The organism is Streptomyces sp. DSM 116793 (assembly GCF_057320905.1).
In genome coordinates this window covers 2,939,461-2,961,143 of record NZ_CM170494.1, presented here as the reverse complement: position 1 = coordinate 2,961,143, position 21,683 = coordinate 2,939,461, and the positions used below count along the sequence as shown (strand labels likewise).

Here is a 21,683-nt window from a genome sequence, read left to right as displayed (position 1 = left end):
CGGTGCGGCCACAGCACGACAAAGGCTTCACAAGCACGCCCTGGCCACGTCGTTGAAGCGCTCGGCGATCTCCTCGACCTCCTCCGGTTTCGCGGTGAAGGGAGGGGCGAAGAGAACGTGGTTCCCGCGCACCCCGTCGACGGTCCCCGAACCGGGGTAGATCAGCAGACCGCGCTTGAAGGCCTCCGCCTTCAACGCGCCCACCAGTTCGTTGCCGCCCGTGGTGGGAGCGTTCGTCGAGCGGTCCGCGACGAACTCGATCCCCAGAAACAGACCCCGGCCCCTGATGTCGCCGAAGAAGGGTGCGTCCGCGAGCCTCTCCGCCAGGTGCGTACGGAGTTGCTCACCGAGTTTCCGCACGTGCGACAGCAGGTCTTCCTCCAGGATCGTGCGCTGCACCTCAAGCGCGACGGCGCACGCCAGCGGATGGTTGACGTGCGTCTGGCCGTTGCGCAGCACTCCGGAGCCCTCCGCCAGGGCGCGGTGGACGTCGTCGGTGGTCAGGACGGCTGAAATCGGTTGGTAGCCGGCAGCCAGCCCCTTGCCGATCGCGACGATGTCGGGCGTGACGTCGTCCTCAAGGTAGGCGAAGTGGTGTCCGGTCCGGCCCATTCCGGCCATCACCTCGTCGAGAATCAGCAGGACTCCGTGCCGATCACAGACCTGCTTGATCTTCGTGAGGTATCCGGCGACGGCAGGCACGGCTCCGTTGGTCGACCCCACGACCGTCTCGGCGATGAAACCGGCCACGCGGTGCGGGCCTGTCTCCCGGATCCGCTGGTCCAGCTCCGCGGCCAGCCGCGTCGTGTAGGCGTCGTCGGACTCGCCCGGCTGCTGATCGCGGAACGCGTAGCAGGGGGAGACGAACTCGCCGTCGCCGAGGAACGGCTCGAAGATCGACCTGCGCTGGGCGTTCCCGGACAGCGCCAGGGTCGCCATGGTGCTGCCGTGGTAGCTCTGCCGCCGGGAGATGAAGACCTGGCGTTCGCTCTGGCCGCGTTCCCAGTGGTACTGGTAGGCGATTTTGAGCGCCAGCTCGACTGCTTCGGACCCGCCGGAGAGGAACTGCACCCATGACAGGCCGCCCGAGCGAGACACCAGCAACTCCGCCAGTTCCTCCGCGGCATCCGTGGTGAAGCTGCCCGCGTGCGCCCAGGCGAGTCGGCGTGCTTCCCGCTCGATGGCCGCGCATATCCGGGGGTGCCGGTGTCCAAGGCTGGAGACGGCCACGCCGCCACAGGTGTCCAGGTATCGGTTGCCCGCTCTGTCGACGAGGTAAGAGCCTTCACCCGTCACCGCCCACAAAGGCGCATGGTTTATGTTTTTGTACACCACATGCGTCATGTGTTTCCCTTTGTCGTCCGGGCCTTGGTTCACTTCGGGTTGCGCGCCGGCGGTGAAGGAGTGTCCCGGCGCCCGCCGACCGGTCGGCCTTTTGCGGTGGGCCGATATCGGTCCCGGTGTGGTGAGGGGCTGTCGGGTACCGCCTGGAGAACTCACTTCGTCGTCATCGTCCCGGGAGACGGGCGGTTCCCCCTTCGGCGTTTTTCGGTGAGGAGCGCGTGTCATCGCCCCCGGTTGTCGGTACGGGGATCAAAGCACTGTGCCGACTGGGAACTCAATACCGGACGGCTGTCCGGCACTGTCCGTCTGCGGTCACGGCACACTGGGGCCAGCCGAGCCGGCTCGGCCTGACCGGGGCGGGTTGTGGCTCCGGCTGGGGCGGTGCGGGGCGCGGGCGCCGACGCTCACGAACGCTGTCGGGGGTCCCGTCCGCCGTGCCGGGGATGCGCCCGCCGACCGGCCCGTGCGGCACGGGTCGGACGCGTGGCCGGGGCGGGCGCGCCGCACCGGCATTCGTTCCCCTGAATTCGGCTGGAAATTGCCGTCGGGAAAACGGGAACCGAACGCGACTCACATTGATCCGGGGGCGTACCGGAGGACCCCGCTCCGGACGAACTCGTTGTCGTTACCCCCGGTTAGTACCGCTCTACTGCTCAGTAGCTTCTTCCCTCGTCGTATTGTGTGCGCAGGGGCATACCACCTGGATTTGGTGGCGACCGGGATAGCGCTTCCGCTGTCCGGGAAGCACGGGGGGTCAGCAGGGCGATTGAAAAATCTCCTGATCTTGGATCGGTGCTGGTCAGTCGAGGCCGGGGAGGGGCGGCGGGCCGAGGGGACGGCGGGGCGTCTCGCGGAGGCCGGCTGCGACGCCGGTGTGCCCGGCGGCACGGGGCCGGTTCCCGGTACCGTCCGGCACCCGCGGCCGGGTGACGGTCCGCCCGTCGCCGGCCCGCGACGGCTGGGAAAGCAGCCGCGGCAGCGACGCGATGCCCCGATGCCTGCGGGCCGGCGGCTTGACGCAGGCCGGCCGGTGGGCCGGCGGCCCGATGCGGGCGGACGGCGGCGGACCGCCGGCACATCGAAGCTCCGTTGCGCGGACGCGGCCCGGGAACGTCGCCTCCGCCACGGAGCTTCGTCGCGTCACGTCGCGCATCCACCGCACATCGCCACACGCCCGTGGCTCGGCACCTACAAGACCACACCGACGCTGAAAACGCCTGGGGGGGCATGGAGAGCATGGAGAAGCGGCTGGAATTCCGGGTCCTGGGCCCGCTCGAGGTACGCGTCGGCGAGGTCCAGGTGCCGCTCGGCGGACCCCGGCACCGCACCATTCTCACCCTCCTGCTGCTGGCCCCGGGGCGCGTCGTCCCGGTCGACTCGCTGATCGAGGCGGTGTGGAACGAGCGCCCGCCCGCCACCGCGCGCACCCAGGTCTCCATCTGCATCGCGGCTCTGCGCAAGGCGTTCAAGAACGCCGGCTGCCCCGACGAGGTGATCGTCACCGCGCACCCCGGATACCTCCTGCGGGTGGGCCGGCACTCGCTGGACACCGCCGAGTTCGCCGAACTGGTCGCCGAGGCCGAGGCCGCGGTGCGCGAGGACCGGCTGCCCGAGGCGTCCCGCGCCTACACGGACGCGCTGCGGCTGTGGCGCGGCTGGCCGCTCGCCGGTGTCACCGGCCACCGTGTGGAGGACGAGGCGCAGCGGCTGGAGGAGCTGCGGCTCGACACCTTCGAGAACGCCACGGAGGTGCGGCTCCAGCTCGGCGACCACCAGCGGGTCCTGCCCGATCTGGCGGCGATGGTCCGCAGCCATCCGCTGCGCGAGCGCGCCCGCCATCAGCTGATCACCGCTCAGTACCGCTCCGGCCGGCGGGCCGAGGCCCTGGAGACCTTCCAGGAGGGGCGGCGGTGGATGGTGGAAGAACTCGGCATCGAGCCGGGCCTCGCCCTGACCGAGCTGCACCACGCCATCCTCCAGGACGAGCCGTTGCCGTCGGCGCACGAGCCGGACGCCGAGCCGGTGCCCCCGCCGAAGCCGGCCGGCGACCCGCTGGAACTGCCCCCGGACGTGCCGAGACTGGCCGGGCGCAAGGAGGAGCTGGCCCGGCTGGGCGAACTGCTCGACACGGACAGCACCGCCGGCGGCCCGGCCACCGGCCTGATCACCGGCGTCGCCGGTGTCGGCAAGACCAGCCTGGCGGTCCACTGGGCGCACGGCGTCGCGGACCTCTTCCCCGACGGCCAGCTCTTCGCCGACCTGCACGGCTACGACGAGCAGCTCGAACCGACCACGGCCGACGAGGTCCTCAGCCGCTTCCTGCGGTCCCTGTCCGTGCCCACCGCCCAGATCCCGGCGGAGCCGGAGGAGCGTGCGGCGCTCTACCGGAGCCTGCTCGCCGACCGCAGGGTGCTCGTCGTCCTGGACAACGTCCGCAGCTACGCGCAGGTGCGCCCGCTGCTGCCCAGCGGTGCCGGCTGCTGTGTGCTGGTCACGGGACGCGAGCAGATACCGGAGCTGGTGGCCTGGCCGCCGCGGGCCTGGGTGCGGCTCGGGCCGCTCTCCCCGTACGAGGCGGTCGAACTGCTGGGGCGGATCGTGGGCGAGGAGCGCATCGCGGCCGACCAGAGCGGCACCGCCACCCTGGCCGAGCTCTGCGACCTGCTGCCGCTGGCGCTGCGCATCGCCGGGGCCCGGCTCGCCTCGAAGCCGCACTGGACGGTGGCCCACCTGGTGCGCCGGCTCAGCGACGAGCGGCTCAGGCTGGACGAGCTGAGCCAGGGCGAGTCGCAGGTCAGAGCCAGCTTCGCGGTGACCTACCGGGGACTCGCCGCGCAGACCGCGCAGCTCTACCGAAGACTGGGCCTGCTGGACGTGCCGGACTTCACCCCCTGGGTGGCGGCCGTCCTGCTCGACACCGACCTCTACACGGGCGAACGCCTCGTCGAGGAGCTTGTCGACGCCCAGTTCCTCGACGTGGTCGGCCCGGACATGGCCGGGCACACCCGCTACCGGTTCCAGAACCTGCTGCGGCTCTTCGCCCGCGAGCGCGCCGAGGAGGAGAGCCCCGAGGAGCGGCGCGCCGTCCTGGAACGGGTCTACCGCGCCTACCTGTACCTCGCCTCCGAGGCCCACCGGCGCTCCTACGGCGGTGACTTCAGCATCATCCACGGCACGGCCCGGCCGCACCGGCTGTCGCGGGAGCTGACCGAGGCGCTGCTGGCGCGGCCGCTGGACTGGCTGGAGGCCGAGCGGCTCTCCCTGGTCACGGTCGTCGGCCGGACGGCCGCCGCCGGCATGGACGAGTTCGCCTGGGACCTCACCCTCTCGGTCCTGGTCCTCTTCGAGACCCGCAACTACCTCGACGACTGGCGCGAGTGCGCCGAGCGCTCGCTGGCGGCGGCCCGTGCCGCGGGCAACGCACGGGGCGAGGCGGCCATGCTGCACGCCCTCGGCGCCCTGGAGATGCGGCTGCGGGACTTCACAGAGGCGTACGACCTGTTCACCCGGGCGCTGCGGCTGCACGAGCGGGCCGGGGAGGAACACGGCCGGGCCCTGGTGCTGCGGAACATGGCGATGATCGACGAGATGCGCGGCGAGCTGGACACCGCCATGCGGCACAGCACGGCGGCGCTGGACGTCTTCCGGGCGGTCGGCGACCGCTCCTCGGAGGCCCACGTACTGAACAACATGGCGCAGATCCGCCTCGACCAGGGCGACGTCGACGAGGCGCAGCGGCTGAGCGAGGAGTCGGTGCGGGTCTCCGCCGCCATCGGCGAGGGCGGCGCCCGCAGCCTGGCGCTGGGCACCCACCGGCTGGCCCGGGTGCACCTGGCCCGCCAGGAGTACGACCTCGCCGAGGAGGCCCTGCTGCGGGTGATCCACATCGTGCGGGGCCAGCTGGACACCCTCGGCCTGGCCCACGGGTTGCTGGCTCTCGGCGAGGCCCGGATGGGCGCCGGCCGGTGGCAGGAGGCCCGGGCCACGCTGCGCCAGGCCACGAAGGTCGCCGCCCTGGTGGACAGCGCGCTCGTCGAAGGTCGTATCAAACTCGCCCTCGGCACCGCCAGTTGGAAATGCGGCGATTCCCACGAGGCGCGCCGGAATTTCCTGGGGGCGCTGGCGGATTTCGACCGGATCGGCGTGGCGGCGTGGCTACGGCGGACGCGTGCCGCCCTCGCGGAACTACCCGATCCGACCGACGGGTAGGAAAAGGTCCCCGGTGGCTTCCCGGCCGGACGGCTACGGGAAAGCACCACCTGAAAGCTGAAACGATAATGAGGAGAAAACGCACCGCACTAGCGTGCGTCGCACCATCTCAACACATGGGGGAGAAGAAGTGGCGAGCATCCGCGTGACCCATCCGCACACCGCTGAGGCGTTCCACTGCGGCGACGAGAGCTGGCACTGAGCACACCGACGCGGTCGAGGACATGACGGCCGCGGGGCCGAGCAGAGCCCCGCGGCCGCGCCGTGTGCGCACCCGGGCCCTGCCCGGCCCGCCGGCTCAGCGGGCCGCGGGTGACCGCGAGGGAGCGCGGGGCGGTGCGGGCTGCGCGGCGGCGAAGAGCAGCACCAGCTCGTGGAAGCGGTAGAGGGGACGGCCTCTCAGATCCACCCCGCACAGGTCGAGCAGCGCCCCGTCCACGAGCTGCTCCAGCCACTGCTCCGCGGCCGCCTCGTTCATGCCGAGCCGCCCGGCCGTCCGGTGGGCGGGGAAGGGCTCGGTGCCGATGCCGGCGAGCCGGGCCAGTACCGCCCGGGCCGGTGCGGGAAGGGCGTACAGGGACGGCTGCAACGCCGCGGCCACGTCCAGTCCGCCGAAGGAGAGCTCCCGCAGCCGCATCTCCGGTGCGGCCAACCGCTGCGCGAGCCGGGCCACGGGCCAGAACGGGCGGGCGGCGAGGCGGCTGCCGGTGATGCGGAGCGCCAGCGGCAGGCCGCCGCAGTAGCCGAGCAGGTCGTCGGTGGCGTCCGGTTCGGCGAGCAGGCGTGCCCGGCCGGCCGCGCCGGCCAGCAGGTCGAGGGCCGCGGCGTCCCCGAGCGGGGCCAGGGCCGTGGTGCGGGCCCCGGTGACCTGGGTGAGTCTGGTGCGGCCGGTGATCAGCAGCACGGCGTCCGGCAGGCCGGCCAGCAGCGGGTCGAGCAGCCGTCCCTCGGCCGCGCCGTCCAGCACCACCAGCAGCCGCCGGCCCGTGGTGCGGGCGCGGCAGAGCCGTACCAGGTCCTCGTGCTCCCTGCGGTCGGGGCCGGCTCCGGCGGGGGACTGCGGGGCGCCGGCCTCCCCGAGGGGCTCGCCGAGGTCCCGCAGGATGCCGGCGAGGACGTCGCGGGGCCGGCGCGGGCGGCCGTCCGCCTCGGACAGCTCGGCGAAGAGCCGGCCGTCGGGGAAGTCCGCGGCGGCCTCGTGCGCGACGTGCACGGCGAGGGCCGTCTTGCCGACCCCGGCCATGCCGGTGACCAGCAGCTGGCGCGGGCCCCGCCCGGCGGCCGACTCCGCCAGCTGGGTGCGCAGCACGTGTACTTCGCCGTCGCGCCCCACGAAACCGTCGACGTCCGGCGGCAGCGTGCTCGGGGCGCAGCGACCGGCCGCCGGGTCCGGCACGGGCCGCCGGGCGCCGCCGGGCCCGGGCCCCCGGGTGCCCTTGAGAACCGCCGCGTAGGTCGAGCCGAGGGCCTCGCCCGGGTCGATGCCCAGCTGTTCGGCGAGCAGGGAGCGGCCCTCGTAGTAGCTCTGGAGGGCGTCGCTCTGCCGGCCGCTGCGGTAGAGCGCGGTCATCAGCTGGGCCCGCAGCTTCTCCCGCAGCGGGTACTGGGCGACGAGCCCGGTGAGTTCGGCGGTGAGCTGCTCGTGCCGGCCCAGCGCCAGATCGGCCTCGATACGGCTCTCCACGGCGTGCATCCGCGCCTCTTCCAGCTGCGGAAGCTCCGCCTCGGCGAGGTGTTCGGTGACGCCCGCGAGGGCGGTGCCGCGCCAGTGCCCGAGGGCCTCGGCGAGCAGCGCCCCCGCCTCCCGGTGGTGGCCGCGGGCGAGGGCGGCGCGGCCGAGCCGGTCGAGCCGCTCGAACTCCAGCAGGTCCACCGCGCTGTGCGGGGCCCGGAGCAGATAGCCGGGCGGCCGCCGCTCGATGCGCACCTCGTCACCGAGCAGCTTCCGCAGCCGCGACATGTACGTGTAGATCTGCGCTCCGGACGTGGCCGGCGGTTCCCAGCCCCAGAGCAGGAAGTTGAGCCTGCTGTCCGACACCACGCGGCCCCTGGCGAGCAGCAGGGCCGCGAGTACCGTGTGCACCTTCGAACCTGAGAGCGGAATCCTTGCACCGCTCCTGTGCGCTTCCACCGGGCCGAGGACTCGAAAGTCCATGCGACACCCCCCCGTCTGGCATGTACGAACGTGTACAGAAGCTATGCGGGGCCTCTATTCTCGCGTTATCCGTTCGGTAACACCACCGGTTCATCGTGGTGATCTGCCGGCGGCAGGGTGCGCGGGGGCCGGTTCCGGTCAGTCGTCGCTGACGACCAGCTCGCGGCCCAGGGACGCGGCGACGGCCTTGTGCACGTGCTTGCCGCCGTCGCCATTGGTCAGGACCACGCAGCCGCTGCCGGACCGCAGCCGGACCGAGACCAGCGCACGGAACCCGGCGGTCTGCCCGCCGTGCCCGAACTCCGTCTCGCCCAGGGACCCGTCGACGACCGTGCCGAGGCCGTAGAAGCTGCCGGGGAACGCCTCGGTGAGCATCTGTGTGGCCAGCGCCGCCGGCAACAGGTCGGAGCAGCCCAGGTGGGCCTGGCGGATCTCCACGGCGAGCTGTGCGATGTCGGTGGCGGTGGACCACAGCCCGCTGCCGGCCCGCACCGGCCGCACCCGGAAGCCGTCGAGCAGCGGCCGGCCGTGCTGGTCGTGCCCGCAGGCCCGGTCGTCGCGGGCGCCGTGCTCGCCGGAGGGCGCCGTGAAGGAGCTGCCCGCCATGGCGAGCGGCGCGAACACCAGCTCCTCCACAAGGTCCGGGAAGTCCTGCCCGGTGACGTCCATGAGCAGCCGCTCCGCCAGCGCCCACTGGCTGCCCGCCTTGCGGAACCGGGTGCCCGGCTCGTGCTCGGCCGTCACGTCGTCCAGCACGGTGTCGAGCTTCGGCATCGCCTCACCGGGCCGCCACCAGGTGGCCGCCGCGCTGGAGAAGCCCGCCGTGTTCGACAGCAGATGGCGCAGCGTGACCGGGGTGCCTGCGGTGGTGCGGGGCACGCTCCGCCCGGCCAGGTACCGGTCCAGGTCCGTGTCCAGGTCGAGGACGCCCCGGGCGACGAGGCGCAGCGCCGCGAACGCGGTGACCTGCTTGCTGATGGACCCGGCCTGGAAGCGGGTGCGCAGGGTCACCGGGAGGCCGCCGTCCGCGGACCGCACCCCGTGCGCCTGGGCGCCCACCAGCCGGCCCTCCCGGAGCAGGGCCACCGCGGCGCCCGGCACCCGGTGCGCGGCCATGGTCCGCGCCAGGTCCCCGGCCGGATCCGTCCGTGCCACCGACGTCATCGCCGCCACCTCGTCCTCTCCCGTTCCCGTCCCGTCCTGTGGGGTGCCGTCCAGGGCCTCGGCCAGGTCCTCGACACTCTCGCCGTCCAGCAGCATCCGCAGCGTCAGACCGAGCCCGGCCCGCCGCGCGGCCGCCATCACGTGCACGATCCGCATGGAGTCGGCGCCGAGGTCCCGCAACCGGTCCCGCACACCGACGTCGGCCACGCCCAGCACCTGGGCGCAGACGTCGACCAGGAGCCGTTCGGTGGGGGTGCGGGGCGCCACATAGGGGCGGTCGGAGGCGAGGGCGGACCGGCCAGGGGCGGGCAGCGCCGACCGGTCGACCTTGCCGGCCGGGTTCAGCGGCAGCTCCGGGAGCGGGACGACCGCCGCGGGCACCATGTACCCCGGCAGGGTGGCGGCCAGCCGGTCCCGCAGGGCACCCGGGTCGGGATCCTTCCCGTCGGCGCCGACCACATAGGCCACCAGCCACTTCTCGCCCTGGTCGTCGTCGCGGGCCAGCACGGCGGCGTCGCGCACGTCAGGACCGGCGCGCAGCACCTCCTCGATCTCGCCGAGTTCGATGCGGAAGCCGCGGATCTTGACCTGGGTGTCGATGCGCCCCAGGCATTCGAGCCGCCCGTCGGCCCGGAACCGTGCCAGGTCTCCGGTGCGGTACATGCGGGAGCCGGGCGGCCCGCCGTACGGCTCCGGGAGGAACCGCTCCGCGGTGAGCCCCGGCCGCCCCACATACCCGCGGGCCACCCCCGCGCCCGCCACGTACAGTTCGCCGACCACCCCGACCGGCACCGGCTGCTGGGCCGGGTCGAGCACGTAGGCACGGTAGTTGGGCAGCGGCCGGCCGATCGGCACCGTCGTCATGTCCGGCGTCAGATCGGTTCCGGTGCACCAGACGGTGGCCTCGGTGGGCCCGTACAGGTTGCTCAACCGGTCGACCCGGCGCGCGAGGTCCCGCGCCAGGTCGGGCGGGCACTCCTCACCGGTGGTGACCGCGGTGACGGGCAGCCGCCCCAGCCCCGCGGCCAGCAGCCGTTTCCAGCCGGCCGGGGTGGCCTGCACATGGGTGATCCCCGCGCTCTCCACCAGCCGCAGCTGGGCGGCCGGGTCGTGGGCCTCCGCGTCGTCGGCGAGCACCACCCGGCCGCCGGTGACCAGCGGCAGGTACAGCTCGGCGGTGGACACGTCGAAGGCGAGCGAGGTGGTGGCCAGCCAGCGGTGCTCCGGCCCCGAACGGTGCCAGCGCCGCATCGAGAAGAGCACGTTGAGCAGCGCGTACTGGCCGATCTGCACCCCCTTGGGGCGGCCCGTGGAGCCGGAGGTGAAGAGGGTGTACGCCAGCCGGTGGGTGCGCGCCGGATCGTCCGGGTCGCGGTCCGCGGACCGGTCGGGCGGGGCCTGGGGGGCTGCCGCGATCCGGTCGCGCTCCCCGTCCAGGTCCAGGACGTCACCGGGGTGCCCGGCGCCGAGCAGCGCGGCGCCACCGCCGTACGTCACCGTCAGCCGCGCCCCCGCTGTCCGAAGCATGTACCGCAGCCGTTCGGCGGGCAGCGCGGTGTCCAGCGGCAGGTGGGAGCCGCCCGCCTTCCAGATGCCGAGCAGCGCCGGCAGGGTGTCCGGTCCCCGGCGCAGCAGCACCCCGACCACCGACTCGGGCCCCACGCCGGCGTCCCGCAGCCGGTGCGCGATCCGGTTGGCCTCCTCGTCGAGCCGCCGGTACGTGAGGGTGTGGTCCCCCACCTGGACGGCGACGGCGTCGGGGGTGGCCGCGGCCTGCCCCTCGATCACCTCGTGGACGTAGCGTCTCATCCCCACTCCACCTCGGTGTCGTTGAAGTCGCCCAGGACCTGTGCCAGCTCCGCCGCGGACAGCAGCGGGGCGTCCACGTCGCCGTCCGGGTCGCCGGCCATCGCCTCCAGCACCGCCCGGTACATCCCGGCCAACCGCTCCGCACCCGGCCGGTCGAGGCCGGTGCTGACCGCCCGCAGGACGAGTCGGCCCGGCACGTTGGCCACGGACAGCGTGAACTCGTTGGAGCTGTCCCCGGCACCCGCCTGCACGTCCACCGCGCTGCCGACGGTCTGGTGGAAGTCCTGGTAGCGGTACATCACGTCGAACAGGCGGTGTCCGCCGGCGAGCTGCTGCACGGCCGGCAGCGGGTACCGGCGGTGCGGATACACCTCGGCCTCCCGGTCGAAGACCTGGCGCACCAGCTCGCGCCAGGTGCGCGCGGACCGGTCGTGCGCGAACGGCAGCGTGTTGAGGTACATGCCGAACACCCGCTCGGCGCCCGGCGCCTCGGGACGCGCGCTGTACACCACACCGGTGTGGAAGGCCGCCTCCCCGGTGACCGTGCTCAACACCTTGAGGTGCGTGGCGAGCAGGACCGCCTTGAACGAGGTGTCGGTGGACCTGGCCAGCTCGCGGAGGGCCGGCTCGATGTCGCGGAAGTCCACCGACAGCTTGAAGTCGTCCCGGGGCGCGCTGTCCCCGGCTCCCCACTCCTCCGGCAGCCGGCACGGCGCGTACCGGTCGACGACGCCCTGCCAGTAGGAGCGGTCGTCGTCGGAGGCGAGGGACTCCCGCTCCGCGGCGACGAAGTCGGCGTAGCGCACCGTCACCGCCTCCGGCTCCGCCGGTTGCGCGCCGGACGCGTACGCCTGGTAGAGGACCAGGACCTCCCGCAGCAGCGACTGCTGGCTCCAGCCCTCCGTGATGGCGTGGCAGTGGGTGAAGCCGAGGTGCCACGCCTCGTCCGACTCGACCAGGGCGGCGAACCGCAGCAGCGGCGGCCGGTCCAGGTCGAAGAGCTCGGCCCGCTCGGCGGCGATGTGCTCCTGCCGCGCCTCCGCGAACCGCTCCGGGTCCGCCGCCCGCAGATCCCGCACGGTGACCCGCGGCTCGGCCGCCGGGTGCACCAGTTGCAACGGCACCGAGAAGCCCGCCAGGTCGAAGGAGGTACGCAGCATCTCGTGCCGCTCCACCACGGTACGCGCCGCCCTGCGCAGTGCCTCGGCGTCGAACGGCCGCCCGTCGTTGATCCGGAAGGTCGCCGTGTTGTGGTACTTGTTCAGCCCGTCGCCCGCGAGCATCTCCACGAGCATGCCGAGCTGCATCTTGGCGACCGGGTAGGCGTCCACCATGCCGTCCGGGAGCCGTTCCCGGTCCTCGTCGCCGATGAGGGTGAAGGGTTGTACGGCTTGGAAGGCGTTGAGGGGGTTCTCGTCGTCGGTGAGGGTGGCGGCGAGGTTGGCGATGGTGCGGTGCTGGAAGATGTCGCGTACGGCGGCGTCGAATCCTTCTGCGCGGAGGGCGCCGACGAGGGCGATGGCTTTGATGGAGTGTCCGCCGAGGTCGAAGAAGTTGTCTTCGACGCCGATTCGCTCGACGCCGAGGACTCTGCTCCAGACGGCGGCGATGCGTTCTTCGGTGGGGGTGCGGGGGGCGGTGTGGGAGTCGGTGGCGGTGGTGTCGGGGGCGGGCAGGGCGCGGTGGTCGAGTTTGCCGTTGGCGGTCAGGGGGAGCGCGTCGAGTTGTATGTAGGTGGAGGGGGTCATGTAGTCGGGGAGTGTGTCGGTGAGGTCCGGAACCTCGCCGACGATGTAGGCGATGAGCCGCTGGTCGTCCGTCACGGTGATGGCGGCGTCGGTGACGTGGGGGTGGGCGGTGATGGCGGCTCGGATGTCGCCGAGTTCGATGCGGTAGCCGCGGATTTTGACCTGGTCGTCGATGCGGCCGAGGAATTCCACCGCGCCGTCGGAGCGCCAGCGTGCGAGGTCTCCGGTCCGGTACATGCGGCTGCCCGCGGGGCCGTACGGGTCGGGCAGGAAGCGTTCGGCCGTGCGCGTGGGGTCACCGGCGTATCCGCGGGCTACTCCGGTGCCTGAGACGAAGAGTTCGCCGACGGCGCCTACGGGGACGGGGTGCAGGTGGGTGTCCAGGATGCGCATGGTCGTGTTCGGCAGGGGGCGTCCGATGGGGACGATGCCTTCGACGGTTTCGGTGAGGGGGTGGACGCTGGTGCCGACGGTGGCTTCGGTGGGTCCGTATTCGTTGAGGACGTTGCCGTCGCCCAGAGTCCGGCGCCATCGTTCGACGAGTGCGCCCGGCAGGGCTTCTCCCGCGACCACGACTCGGCCTGTCAGCGCGGCGATCTGCGTATCGGACAGCTGACCGGACAGTACTTCCAGATGTCCGGGTGTCAGCTTCACGAAGGAGAACGGGCCGGCTGCTGCCAGTGAGGTGCCGAGTTCGGTGAGTTCACCGTTGAACAGCCATGTCCGCTGGCCTGCGGCCAAGGGTGCCCACACGTTCGGCACCACCAGGTCGAACGCCACGGAGGAGAAGACGGGCGCGCCGCCCGAACCGGCCGGTGTCAGTTCCCGTACGGCCCAGTCCACGTGGTTGGTCAGGCTCCGGTGGGAGACCTGCACGCCCTTCGGGCGCCCGGTCGAGCCGGATGTGAACACGGTGTACGCCACGGTGTCCGGGTCGATGTTCACTGTGGGTGCCGTGTCGGGCAGGTGGGACAGGTTCTCGTCCACCTGCACCACGGGTACGGTGAACCGGTCCGCGTATGCCCGGGAGGTGATGGCCACCTGCACCTCGGCGTCGGCGATCATCCCGGCGATGCGACCGGCGGGCAGGACCGGGTCCATCGGCACGTAGCCCGCGCCGGCACGCCACACCGCCAGCAGGGCCACGACCAGGTCGACCGACCGGTCCAGTAGTACCGCCACCGACGACTCGGCGCCCGCGCCCGCTTTACGCAGTGCGTGGGCGAGACGGTTGGCCCGTGCGTCCAGTTCCGCGAACGTCAGCGACTCGCCGGCCGAGGCCACCGCGGTCGCCTCGGGCCGTTCGGTCGCGTGCCGTGCGATCAGCTCGGGCACGGAGACCTCGGGCGCGGGCGCGGCGGAGTCGTTCCAGGTCATGAGCACGCGCTCCAGCTCACCGGCCGGCAGGAACGCCTCGCGTGCGTCGCCGTCCACGTCGGCGGCCATCGCTTCCAGGACCGCCCGGTACATCTCCGCCAGCCGGTCCACCGCCGCGCGGCCGAGGACCGCCGGGTCGGCCGTGAGCAGCAGCCCGCTACCGCGGGCGGCGACCGCCAGGCCGAACTCCGTGGCACCCTCGCCGTCTCCGGACTCGGCGTCGACGAGGTCGCTGTCGGCCTGGGCGTCGGAGAGGTCGAGGTAACTGAAGCGGACGTCGAGGAGGCGGGTGCCGTCCCCCAGCTCCCGCTGCATCACGGGCATGGGAAAGCGGCGGTGCGGCCACAGCTCGGTCTCCTGCCGGAACACCTGGTGGATGACTTCCGCCCAGGTGCGTGCGCCGCGCCGGTGGGCGAACGGCACCGTGTTGAGGTACATGCCGTAGACGCGCTCCGCGCCCTCCACCTCGGGGCGGCCGCTGGAGACGAGGCCGGTGTAGAACGCCTCCTCCACGGTGAGCTGACTCATCACCTTGAGGTGGGCCGCGTGCAGGACGGCCTTGAGCGAGGTGCCGGTGGTGCGCGCCGCGGACCGCAGTGCAGCGGTGAGGTCCCCCAGCGGTACGTGCACGGTCACGGCGTGGTCGCCGGGCTCCGGGTCCGCCCAGCCGGCCGGCAACTCGAACGTGGCATGCTCGGTGAGGACGCCCTGCCAGTAGGAACGGTCCTCGTCGGAGGCGAGGGACTCCTGCTCCGCCGCCACGAAGTCGGCGTAGCGGACGTCGGGTGCCGCCACCTCGCGCAACTGCTCGCCGGCACGCAGGCGCAGGTAGCCCTCGACGATGTCGCTGAGGAGGTTGCGGTGGCTCCAGCCCTCCGTGATCGGGTGGCAGACACTGACCGAGAGCCACCACGCCTCGTCGGACTCCACGAGCGCCGAGACCCGCAGCAGCGGGGCGCGGTCGAGCTCGAAGGCGGTGGCCCGCTCACTGACGATGTGCTCCCGCCGCACCCCGGCCTGCTGCTCGGGGCTCATGCCGCGCAGGTCGCGCACCGTCACGGGGAGGTCCGCCGACGCGTGGACGAGTTGGAGCGGTACCGAGTAGGCGTCGAGGTCGAAGGAGGCCCGTAGCATCTCGTGCCGCTCCACCACGGCCTGTCCGGCACGGCGCAGGGCGTCCACGTCGAAGGGCCGGCCGTCCTTGATCCGGAACGTGGTGGTGTTGTGGTACTTGTTCCGCCCGTCGTCGGCGAGCATTTCCACGAGCATGCCGAGCTGCACCTGAGCAAGCGGGTAGGCGTCCACCATGCCGTCCGGGAGCCGTTCCCGGTCCTCGTCGCCGATGAGGGTGAAGGGTTGTACGGCTTGGAAGGCGTTGAGGGGGTTCTCGTCGTCGGTGAGGGTGGCGGCGAGGTTGGCGATGGTGCGGTGCTGGAAGATGTCGCGTACGGCGGCGTCGAATCCTTCTGCGCGGAGGGCGCCGACGAGGGCGATGGCTTTGATGGAGTGTCCGCCGAGGTCGAAGAAGTTGTCTTCGACGCCGATTCGCTCGACGCCGAGGACTCTGCTCCAGACGGCGGCGATGCGTTCTTCGGTGGGGGTGCGGGGGGCGGTGTGGGAGTCGGTGGCGGTGGTGTCGGGATCGGGCAGGGCGCGGTGGTCGAGTTTGCCGTTCGCCGTCAGGGGGAGCGCGTCGAGCTGCACGTAGACGGAGGGGATCATGTAGTCCGGGAGAGTGTCCGCCAGGTCCGGGACCTCACCGACCACGTAGGCGATCAGCTGCTGGTCCTCCGACACGACCACTGCCGCGTCCGTGACCTGAGGGTTGGCGATCAGGGCAGCACGTACCTCGCCGAGTTCGATGCGGTAGCCGCGGATTTTGACCTGGTCGTCGATGCGGCCGAGGAATTCCACCGCGCCGTCGGAACGCCAGCGTGCGAGGTCTCCGGTCCGGTACATGCGGCTGCCCGCGGGCCCGTACGGGTCGGGCAGGAACCGTTGTGCGGTGCGTGTGGGGTCACCGGCGTATCCGCGGGCTACCCCTGTCCCTGCGACGAAGAGTTCGCCGACGGCGCCTACGGGGACGGGGTGCAGGTGGGTGTCCAGGATGCGCATGGTCATGTTCGGCAGAGGGCGTCCGATGGGGACGACGCCTTCGACGCTTTCGGTGAGGGGGTATGTGCAGGTGCCGACGGTGGCTTCGGTGGGTCCGTACTCGTTGAGGACGTTGCCGTCGCCCAGAGTCCGGCGCCATCGTTCGACCAGGGCGCCCGGCAGCGCTTCACCGGCCACGACGACTCGGCCTGTCAGCGCGGCGATCTGCTCATCGGACAGCTGGCCGGACAGCACTTCCAGATGTCCCGGGGTCAGCTTCACGAAGGAGAACGGGCCGGCTGCTGCCAGTGAGGTGCCCAGTTCGGTCAGTTCACCGTTGAACAGCCATGTCCGCTGGCCTGCGGCCAAGGGTGCCCACACATTCGGCACCACCAGGTCGAACGCCACGGAGGAGAAGACGGGCGCACCGCCCGAACCGGCCGGTGTCAGTTCCCGTACGGCCCAGTCCACGTGGTTGGCCAGGCTCCGGTGGGAGACCTGCACGCCCTTCGGGCGCCCGGTCGAGCCGGATGTGAACACGGTGTACGCCACGGTGTCCGGGTCGATGTCCACTGTGGGTGCCGTGTCGGGCAGGTGGGACAGGTTCTCGTCCACCCGCACCACGGGTACGGTGAACCGGTCCGCGTACGCCCGGGAGGTGATGGCCACCTCCGCTCCGGCGTCGGCGATCATCCCGGCGATGCGATCGGTGGGCAGGACCGGGTCCATCGGCACGTAGCCCGCGCCGGCACGCCACACCGCCAGCAGGGCCACCACAAGATCCACCGACCGGTCCAGCAGCACCGCCACCGACGACTCGGCGCCGACACCCGCCCGGCGCAATGCATGCGCCAGGCGACTCGCCCGCACGTCCAACTCCGCGAACGTCAGCGACTCGCCGGCCGAGGCCACCGCGGTCGCCTCGGGCCGTTCGGTCGCGTGCCGTGCGATCAGCTCGGGCACGGAGACCTCGGGCGCGGGCGCGGCGGAGTCGTTCCAGGCCATGAGCACGCGCTCCAGCTCACCGGCCGGCAGGAACGCCTCGCGTGCGTCGCCGTCCACGTCGGCGGCCATCGCTTCCAGGACCGCCCGGTACATCTCCGCCAGCCGGTCCACCGCCGCGCGGCCGAGGTGGTGGCGGTGGGCGGTGATCACCATGAAGCCGGCGCGGGTGGAGACGCCGAGCGGGAACTCGGTGGGGCTGTCGTCGATCGTCGCCGGGTAGTCGACGAGGTCCTGGTCGACCTGGCGGAAGTTCTGGTAGCTGAAACGGACGTTGACGAGGCGTTCCCCGGCACCGAGTTCGCGCTGCATGGCGCCGAGCGGGAAGCGGCGGTGCGGCCAGACCTCGATCTCCTGGTCGAAGACCTGCCGTACCAGTTCCCGCCAGGTGCGCGCGCCGCGCCGGTGGGCGAACGGCAGCGGGTTGAGGTACACACCGTAGACGCGTTCCGCGCCGGCCGCCTCCGGGCGGGCGTTGGTGACGAGGCCCGTGAAGAAGGCCTCTTCGGGGGTGAGCTGGCTCATCACCTTGAGGTGCGCCGCGTGCAGCACGCTCTTGATGGGCACCTCGGCGCGGGTGGCGAGGGTGCGGAGTCCGGCTTCCAGGTCGTGGTAGGGCACCCAGGACCGGTTGAGGCCGCGCGGGGTGCTCGCCGGGTCGCCGCCGAGGCCGGACGGGATCTCGAACGGCGCGTGGTCGGCGAGGACGCCCTGCCAGTAGGCGCGGCCCTCGTCGGCCGCGAGCGACTCCAGTTCGGCGGCGACGAAGTCCGCGTACCGGATGTCGGGGGTGTCCGTCTCGGGCAGGGGCTCGCCGGCGCGCAGGGCGTGGTAGGTGGTGACGAGTTCCATCAGGAGGGAGTGGTGACTCCATCCCTCGAGGACGGCGTGGCATTCGGTGAGGGTCAGCCACCAGGAGCCGTCGTCGCAGGCGTGGCCGGTGAAGCGGACCAGGGGGGCGCGGGTCAGGTCGAAGAGGCGGGTGCGTTCCTCGGCCATGTAGGCGCGCAGGGACTGCTCAATGGCGTCCGCGTCCAGACCCGTGAGGTCCCGTGCGGTGACGGGGGAGGTCACGGTGCTCGCGGGGTGCACCAGTTGGAGGGGGACCGAGTAGCCCTCGATGGCGAAGGAGGAGCGGAGGATCTCATGCCGGGCGAGGACGGTGTCGACGGTCCGCTGGAGGACGTCGGGGTCCAGGGGCCGATCGTCGAGGACCCGGAAGCAGGTGGAGTTGTGGTAGTGGTTGCGGCCGTCGTCGGCGAGCATCTCGACGACCATGCCGAGCTGCACCTGCGCCAGTGGGTAGGCGTCCACCAGGCCGTCCGGGAGCCGTTCGCGGTCGTCGTCGCCGATCAGGGCGAACGGGGCGACGGGCGCCCGGGGGGCGGCGGGGGCGGGGCGGCCGGTGACGAAGGCGACGAGTTCCGCGGGAGTGCGGTGCTCGAACACGTCGCGGACGGTGACGTCGTACTCGCTGCCGCGCAGCGCGCCGACGAGGGCGACGGCGCGCAGCGAGTCGCCGCCCAGGTCGAAGAAGTTGTCCTCGACGCCGACGGTCTCCACCCCGAGGACCTCGCGCCAGACGGCGACCATCTCCTCCTCGGCCGGGGTGCGCGGGGCCACGTGGACGGCGTCGACGCCGAGGGCGCCGCGGTCGGGGGCGGGCAGCGCGGCCTGGTCCAGCTTGCCGTTGACGGTGAGGGGGATGCGGCCGACGACGAGGAACGCGGCCGGGACCATGTAGTCGGGGAGGCTGCGGGCGAGCAGGGCGCGCAGTTCGCTGGGGGCGGCGACGGCGTCGCCGGTGGGCACGACGTAGGCGATGAGGCGGCGGTCGCCGGGGGTGTCCTCGCGGGCGACGACGACGGCGTCGCGGACTCGCGGGTGGGTGGTGAGCGCGGCCTTGATCTCGCCGAGTTCGATGCGGTGGCCGCGGATCTTGACCTGGTGGTCGATGCGGCCCAGGTAGTCGAGGCTGCCGTCGGGCCGCCGGGACGCGAGGTCGCCGCTGCGGTAGAGGCGGGTGCCGGGGGTGCCGTACGGGTCGGGGACGAAGCGTTCCGCCGTGAGCGCGGGCCGGCCCAGGTACATGAGGGCGACGCCGGGGCCGCCGACGTGGATCTCGCCGGGGACACCGACGGGCACGAGCTCGCCGTGCGGGCCGAACAGGTGGACCTGGAGGTCGCGCAGCGGCACCCCGATCGGGTTGCCGGTCCCGGAGTCCAGGTCGGCCTCGGTGACCAGGTGGAACGTGGTGTGCACGCACGTCTCGGTGATGCCGTAGAGGTTGGCGAGGGCCGTGCGGTCCAGGCCGCGGCGCTCCACCCAGGGCCGCAGGGCGGGCACGTCGAGCCGCTCGCCGCCGAACGACACGACGCGCAGGGCGAGGTCGTCGATCAGGGGGTGGCCCTCGGCGGCCAGGGACACCAGGCCCCGGAAGGCGGACGGGGTCTGGTTGAGGACGGTCACCCGCTCGTCGGCGAGCAGGCGCAGGAAGTCCTCGGGGGACCGGGAGATCTCCGGTGGTACGACGACGAGCCGCCCGCCGTGGACGAGCGCGCCCCAGATCTCCCACACCGACATGTCGAAGGCGTACGAGTGGAAGACGGTCCACACGTCGTGCTCGTCGAAGCCGAAGTGCTCCTCGGTGGCGGTGAACAGGCGCAGCACGTTGGTGTGGCTGAGGCCGACGCCCTTCGGGCGGCCGGTGGAGCCGGAGGTGTAGATCGTGTAGATCAGGTCGTCGGGGCCGGCGCCCGAGTGGGGATTGTCGCCGGGCGCCGCGTCCAGCGCGGCGGTCTCCCGCGGGTCGTCGAGGACGACGAGCCGGCCCCGGACGGCGTCGCGCAGGTGGCCGGCGTGCCCGGTGCAGGTGACGACGAGGTCGGCACCCGCGTCCTGAAGGGTGTAGGCGATCCGCTCGGCGGGGTGCTCGGGGTCCAGCGGGAGGTAGCCGGCGCCGGACTTCAGCACGCCGAGCAGGGCCGGCACGAGGTGCGGTCCCCGGTCGAGGCTGACGCCGACCAGGCGGCCGGGGCCGGCGCCGAGGGAGCGCAGGTGGTGGGCGAGCCGGTTGGCGCGGGTGTTCAGCTCGGCGTAGGTGAGGCGTTCGGAGCCGCAGACGACGGCGACGGCGTCGGGGGTGGCGGCGGCCCGCTCCTCGACGCGTTCGTGGACACTGCGGGTGGGCGCGTCGAAGGTGTGGACCTCGGGCAGCAGGACGGCCAGGTCGGAGTCGTCGAGCATGTCCAGGCGGGACAGGCGGCGGTCGGGGTCGGCGGCGGCGGACTGGAGGAGCCGCACCAGGTGCCGTGCCATGCGTGCGACGGTGGCCCGGTCGTAGAGGGCGGTGCTGTACTCCAGCGTCCCGGTCACGGAGCCGTCGTCGGCCTCGCGCAGCTGGAGGGTGAGGTCGAAGCGGGAGACGCGGGAGGTCGCGGTCAGGGTCTCGGCGTCGACGCCGGGCAGGCTGAAGCCGGTGGTGCGTTCGCGGTGCATGGTGAACGCGACTTGGCACAGCGGGGTGCGGGACATGTCCCGCACGGGGGCCAGCTCGTCCACGAGGCGCGCGAAGGGGAACTCCTGGTGGTCGAAGGCGTCCAGGACGGACTCCCGGGCGCCGGTGAGCAGCTGCCGGAAGGTCGGGTCGCCCTGCCAGCGGCCGCGCAGTACCAGGGTGTTGATGCCGTAGCCGATGAGCCCTTCCAGCTCGGGCCGGTTGCGGCCGGAGACCACGGTGCCGACGGCGATGTCGTCGCGGCCGGTGTAGCGGGACAGCAGGCCCTGGTAGCCGGCGAGGAGGGTGTGGAAGAGGGTCGCGCCGTGCCGGCCGCCGAGGTCCCGCAGGCGGGTGGCGAGCGGGGCGGGCAGGTGCACGGGCACGGCGTCGCCGGCGTAGGAGCGGGTGGACGGGCGCCGCCGGTCGGTCGGCACCTCCAGCGGGGCGAGGCCGGCGAGGCGTTCGCGCCAGTGGTCGAGCTGGCGGTCGAGTTCGCCGCTGCCGAGGCGGCGGCGCTGCCAGGCCGCGTAGTCCGCGTACTGGACGGGCAGCGGCGCCAGCGGTGAGGGCTCGCCCCGGCCGAACGCCGCGTAGAGGGCGGCGAGTTCGGCGAGGAACAGTCCGACGGACCACTCGTCGCAGGCCACGTGGTGGAAGACCACGACCAGCAGGTGGTCCTCCGGCGCGATCCGGATCAGCCGGGCCCGCAGCGGCGCGCCCTCGGCCAGGTCGAAGGGGCGGCCCGGTTCGGCCTCGGCCAGCCGGCGGGCCTGCCGCTCGCGCTCGGCGGAGGTGCCGCCGCCGGTCAGGTCGTCGACGGGCAGGTCGAACGGACCGGGAGGGTCGATCAGCTGTACGGGGTCGGTGCCGTCGAGGCGGTAGCGGGTGCGCAGGATCTCGTGGCGGGCCACCAGCTCCGTGAGACCGCGGCGCAGCAGGTCGGCGTCGACCGGCCCGCGCAGCCGGAGCGCCACGGGGACGCTGTACTCCCAGCTGTCCGGGTCGAGCCGGCTGAGGAACCACATCTGCTGCTGCCCGTGGGAGAGGGCCAGCGGGCCGTCCCTGTCGGTGGGGGTGACGGCGGCCCGCCGGCCTCCGCGGCCTCCCGCGAGCCGGGCCCGCACCAGTTCCTCGCGCCTGTCGTCGACCTGTCCGCCCGTGTGGACTTCGCCCGTACTCATGCTGAGCGCCCCTCCCGACCTTCGTTCCGTACGACGTACTTCGTGTGGTGCCTGCTTGGTGCTTGGTGCTGGGTGATTGCGGTGTGCCGCCGCCGTCGGCG

Annotated in this window: 5 protein-coding genes; 1 reads left to right on the top strand and 4 read right to left on the bottom strand. The window is 72.6% G+C overall.

All coding sequences use genetic code 11. The features are described 5' to 3' along the window. Positions 1 to 27 precede the first annotated feature (27 nt). Positions 28 to 1,344, bottom strand: a complete 1,317-nt coding sequence (locus ACSMXW_RS11695) for an aspartate aminotransferase family protein (protein ID WP_485805878.1) — start codon at positions 1,342 to 1,344, stop codon at positions 28 to 30. 1,236 nt (positions 1,345 to 2,580) lie between these two features. On the opposite strand from ACSMXW_RS11695, the gene ACSMXW_RS11690 reads away from it, so the two are divergent. Continuing rightward, positions 2,581 to 5,553: an AfsR/SARP family transcriptional regulator gene (locus ACSMXW_RS11690; RefSeq protein WP_485805876.1), complete on the top strand. Its 2,973-nt coding sequence runs from the start codon at positions 2,581 to 2,583 to the stop codon at positions 5,551 to 5,553. Between the two features lie 298 nt (positions 5,554 to 5,851). On the opposite strand, the gene ACSMXW_RS11685 is transcribed toward ACSMXW_RS11690, so the two are convergent. The 3 genes from ACSMXW_RS11685 to ACSMXW_RS11675 form a co-directional block, all read right to left on the bottom strand. Further along, complete coding sequence (locus tag ACSMXW_RS11685) at positions 5,852 to 7,636, bottom strand: AfsR/SARP family transcriptional regulator (RefSeq protein WP_485805874.1); 1,785 nt, start codon at positions 7,634 to 7,636, stop codon at positions 5,852 to 5,854. A gap of 210 nt (positions 7,637 to 7,846) precedes the next feature. Further along, positions 7,847 to 10,681: a non-ribosomal peptide synthetase gene (locus ACSMXW_RS11680; RefSeq protein ID WP_485805873.1), complete on the bottom strand. Its 2,835-nt coding sequence runs from the start codon at positions 10,679 to 10,681 to the stop codon at positions 7,847 to 7,849. Continuing rightward, the gene (locus tag ACSMXW_RS11675) at positions 10,678 to 21,582 is read right to left on the bottom strand and encodes an amino acid adenylation domain-containing protein (protein WP_485805871.1); all 10,905 of its coding nucleotides are present in this window, start codon (positions 21,580 to 21,582) and stop codon (positions 10,678 to 10,680) included. Before ACSMXW_RS11675 ends, ACSMXW_RS11680 begins: the two co-directional genes overlap by 4 nt. Positions 21,583 to 21,683: the final 101 nt, after the last annotated feature.

Excerpts from the sequence above, each read along its gene's own strand:
- ACSMXW_RS11695 (WP_485805878.1), bottom strand. The coding sequence starts at position 1,344 with ATGACGCATGTGGTGTACAAAAACATAAACCATGCGCCTTTGTGGGCG.
- ACSMXW_RS11690 (WP_485805876.1), top strand. The coding sequence starts at position 2,581 with ATGGAGAAGCGGCTGGAATTCCGGGTCCTGGGCCCGCTCGAGGTACGC.
- ACSMXW_RS11680 (WP_485805873.1), bottom strand. The coding sequence starts at position 10,681 with ATGAGACGCTACGTCCACGAGGTGATCGAGGGGCAGGCCGCGGCCACC.
- ACSMXW_RS11675 (WP_485805871.1), bottom strand. The coding sequence starts at position 21,582 with ATGAGTACGGGCGAAGTCCACACGGGCGGACAGGTCGACGACAGGCGC.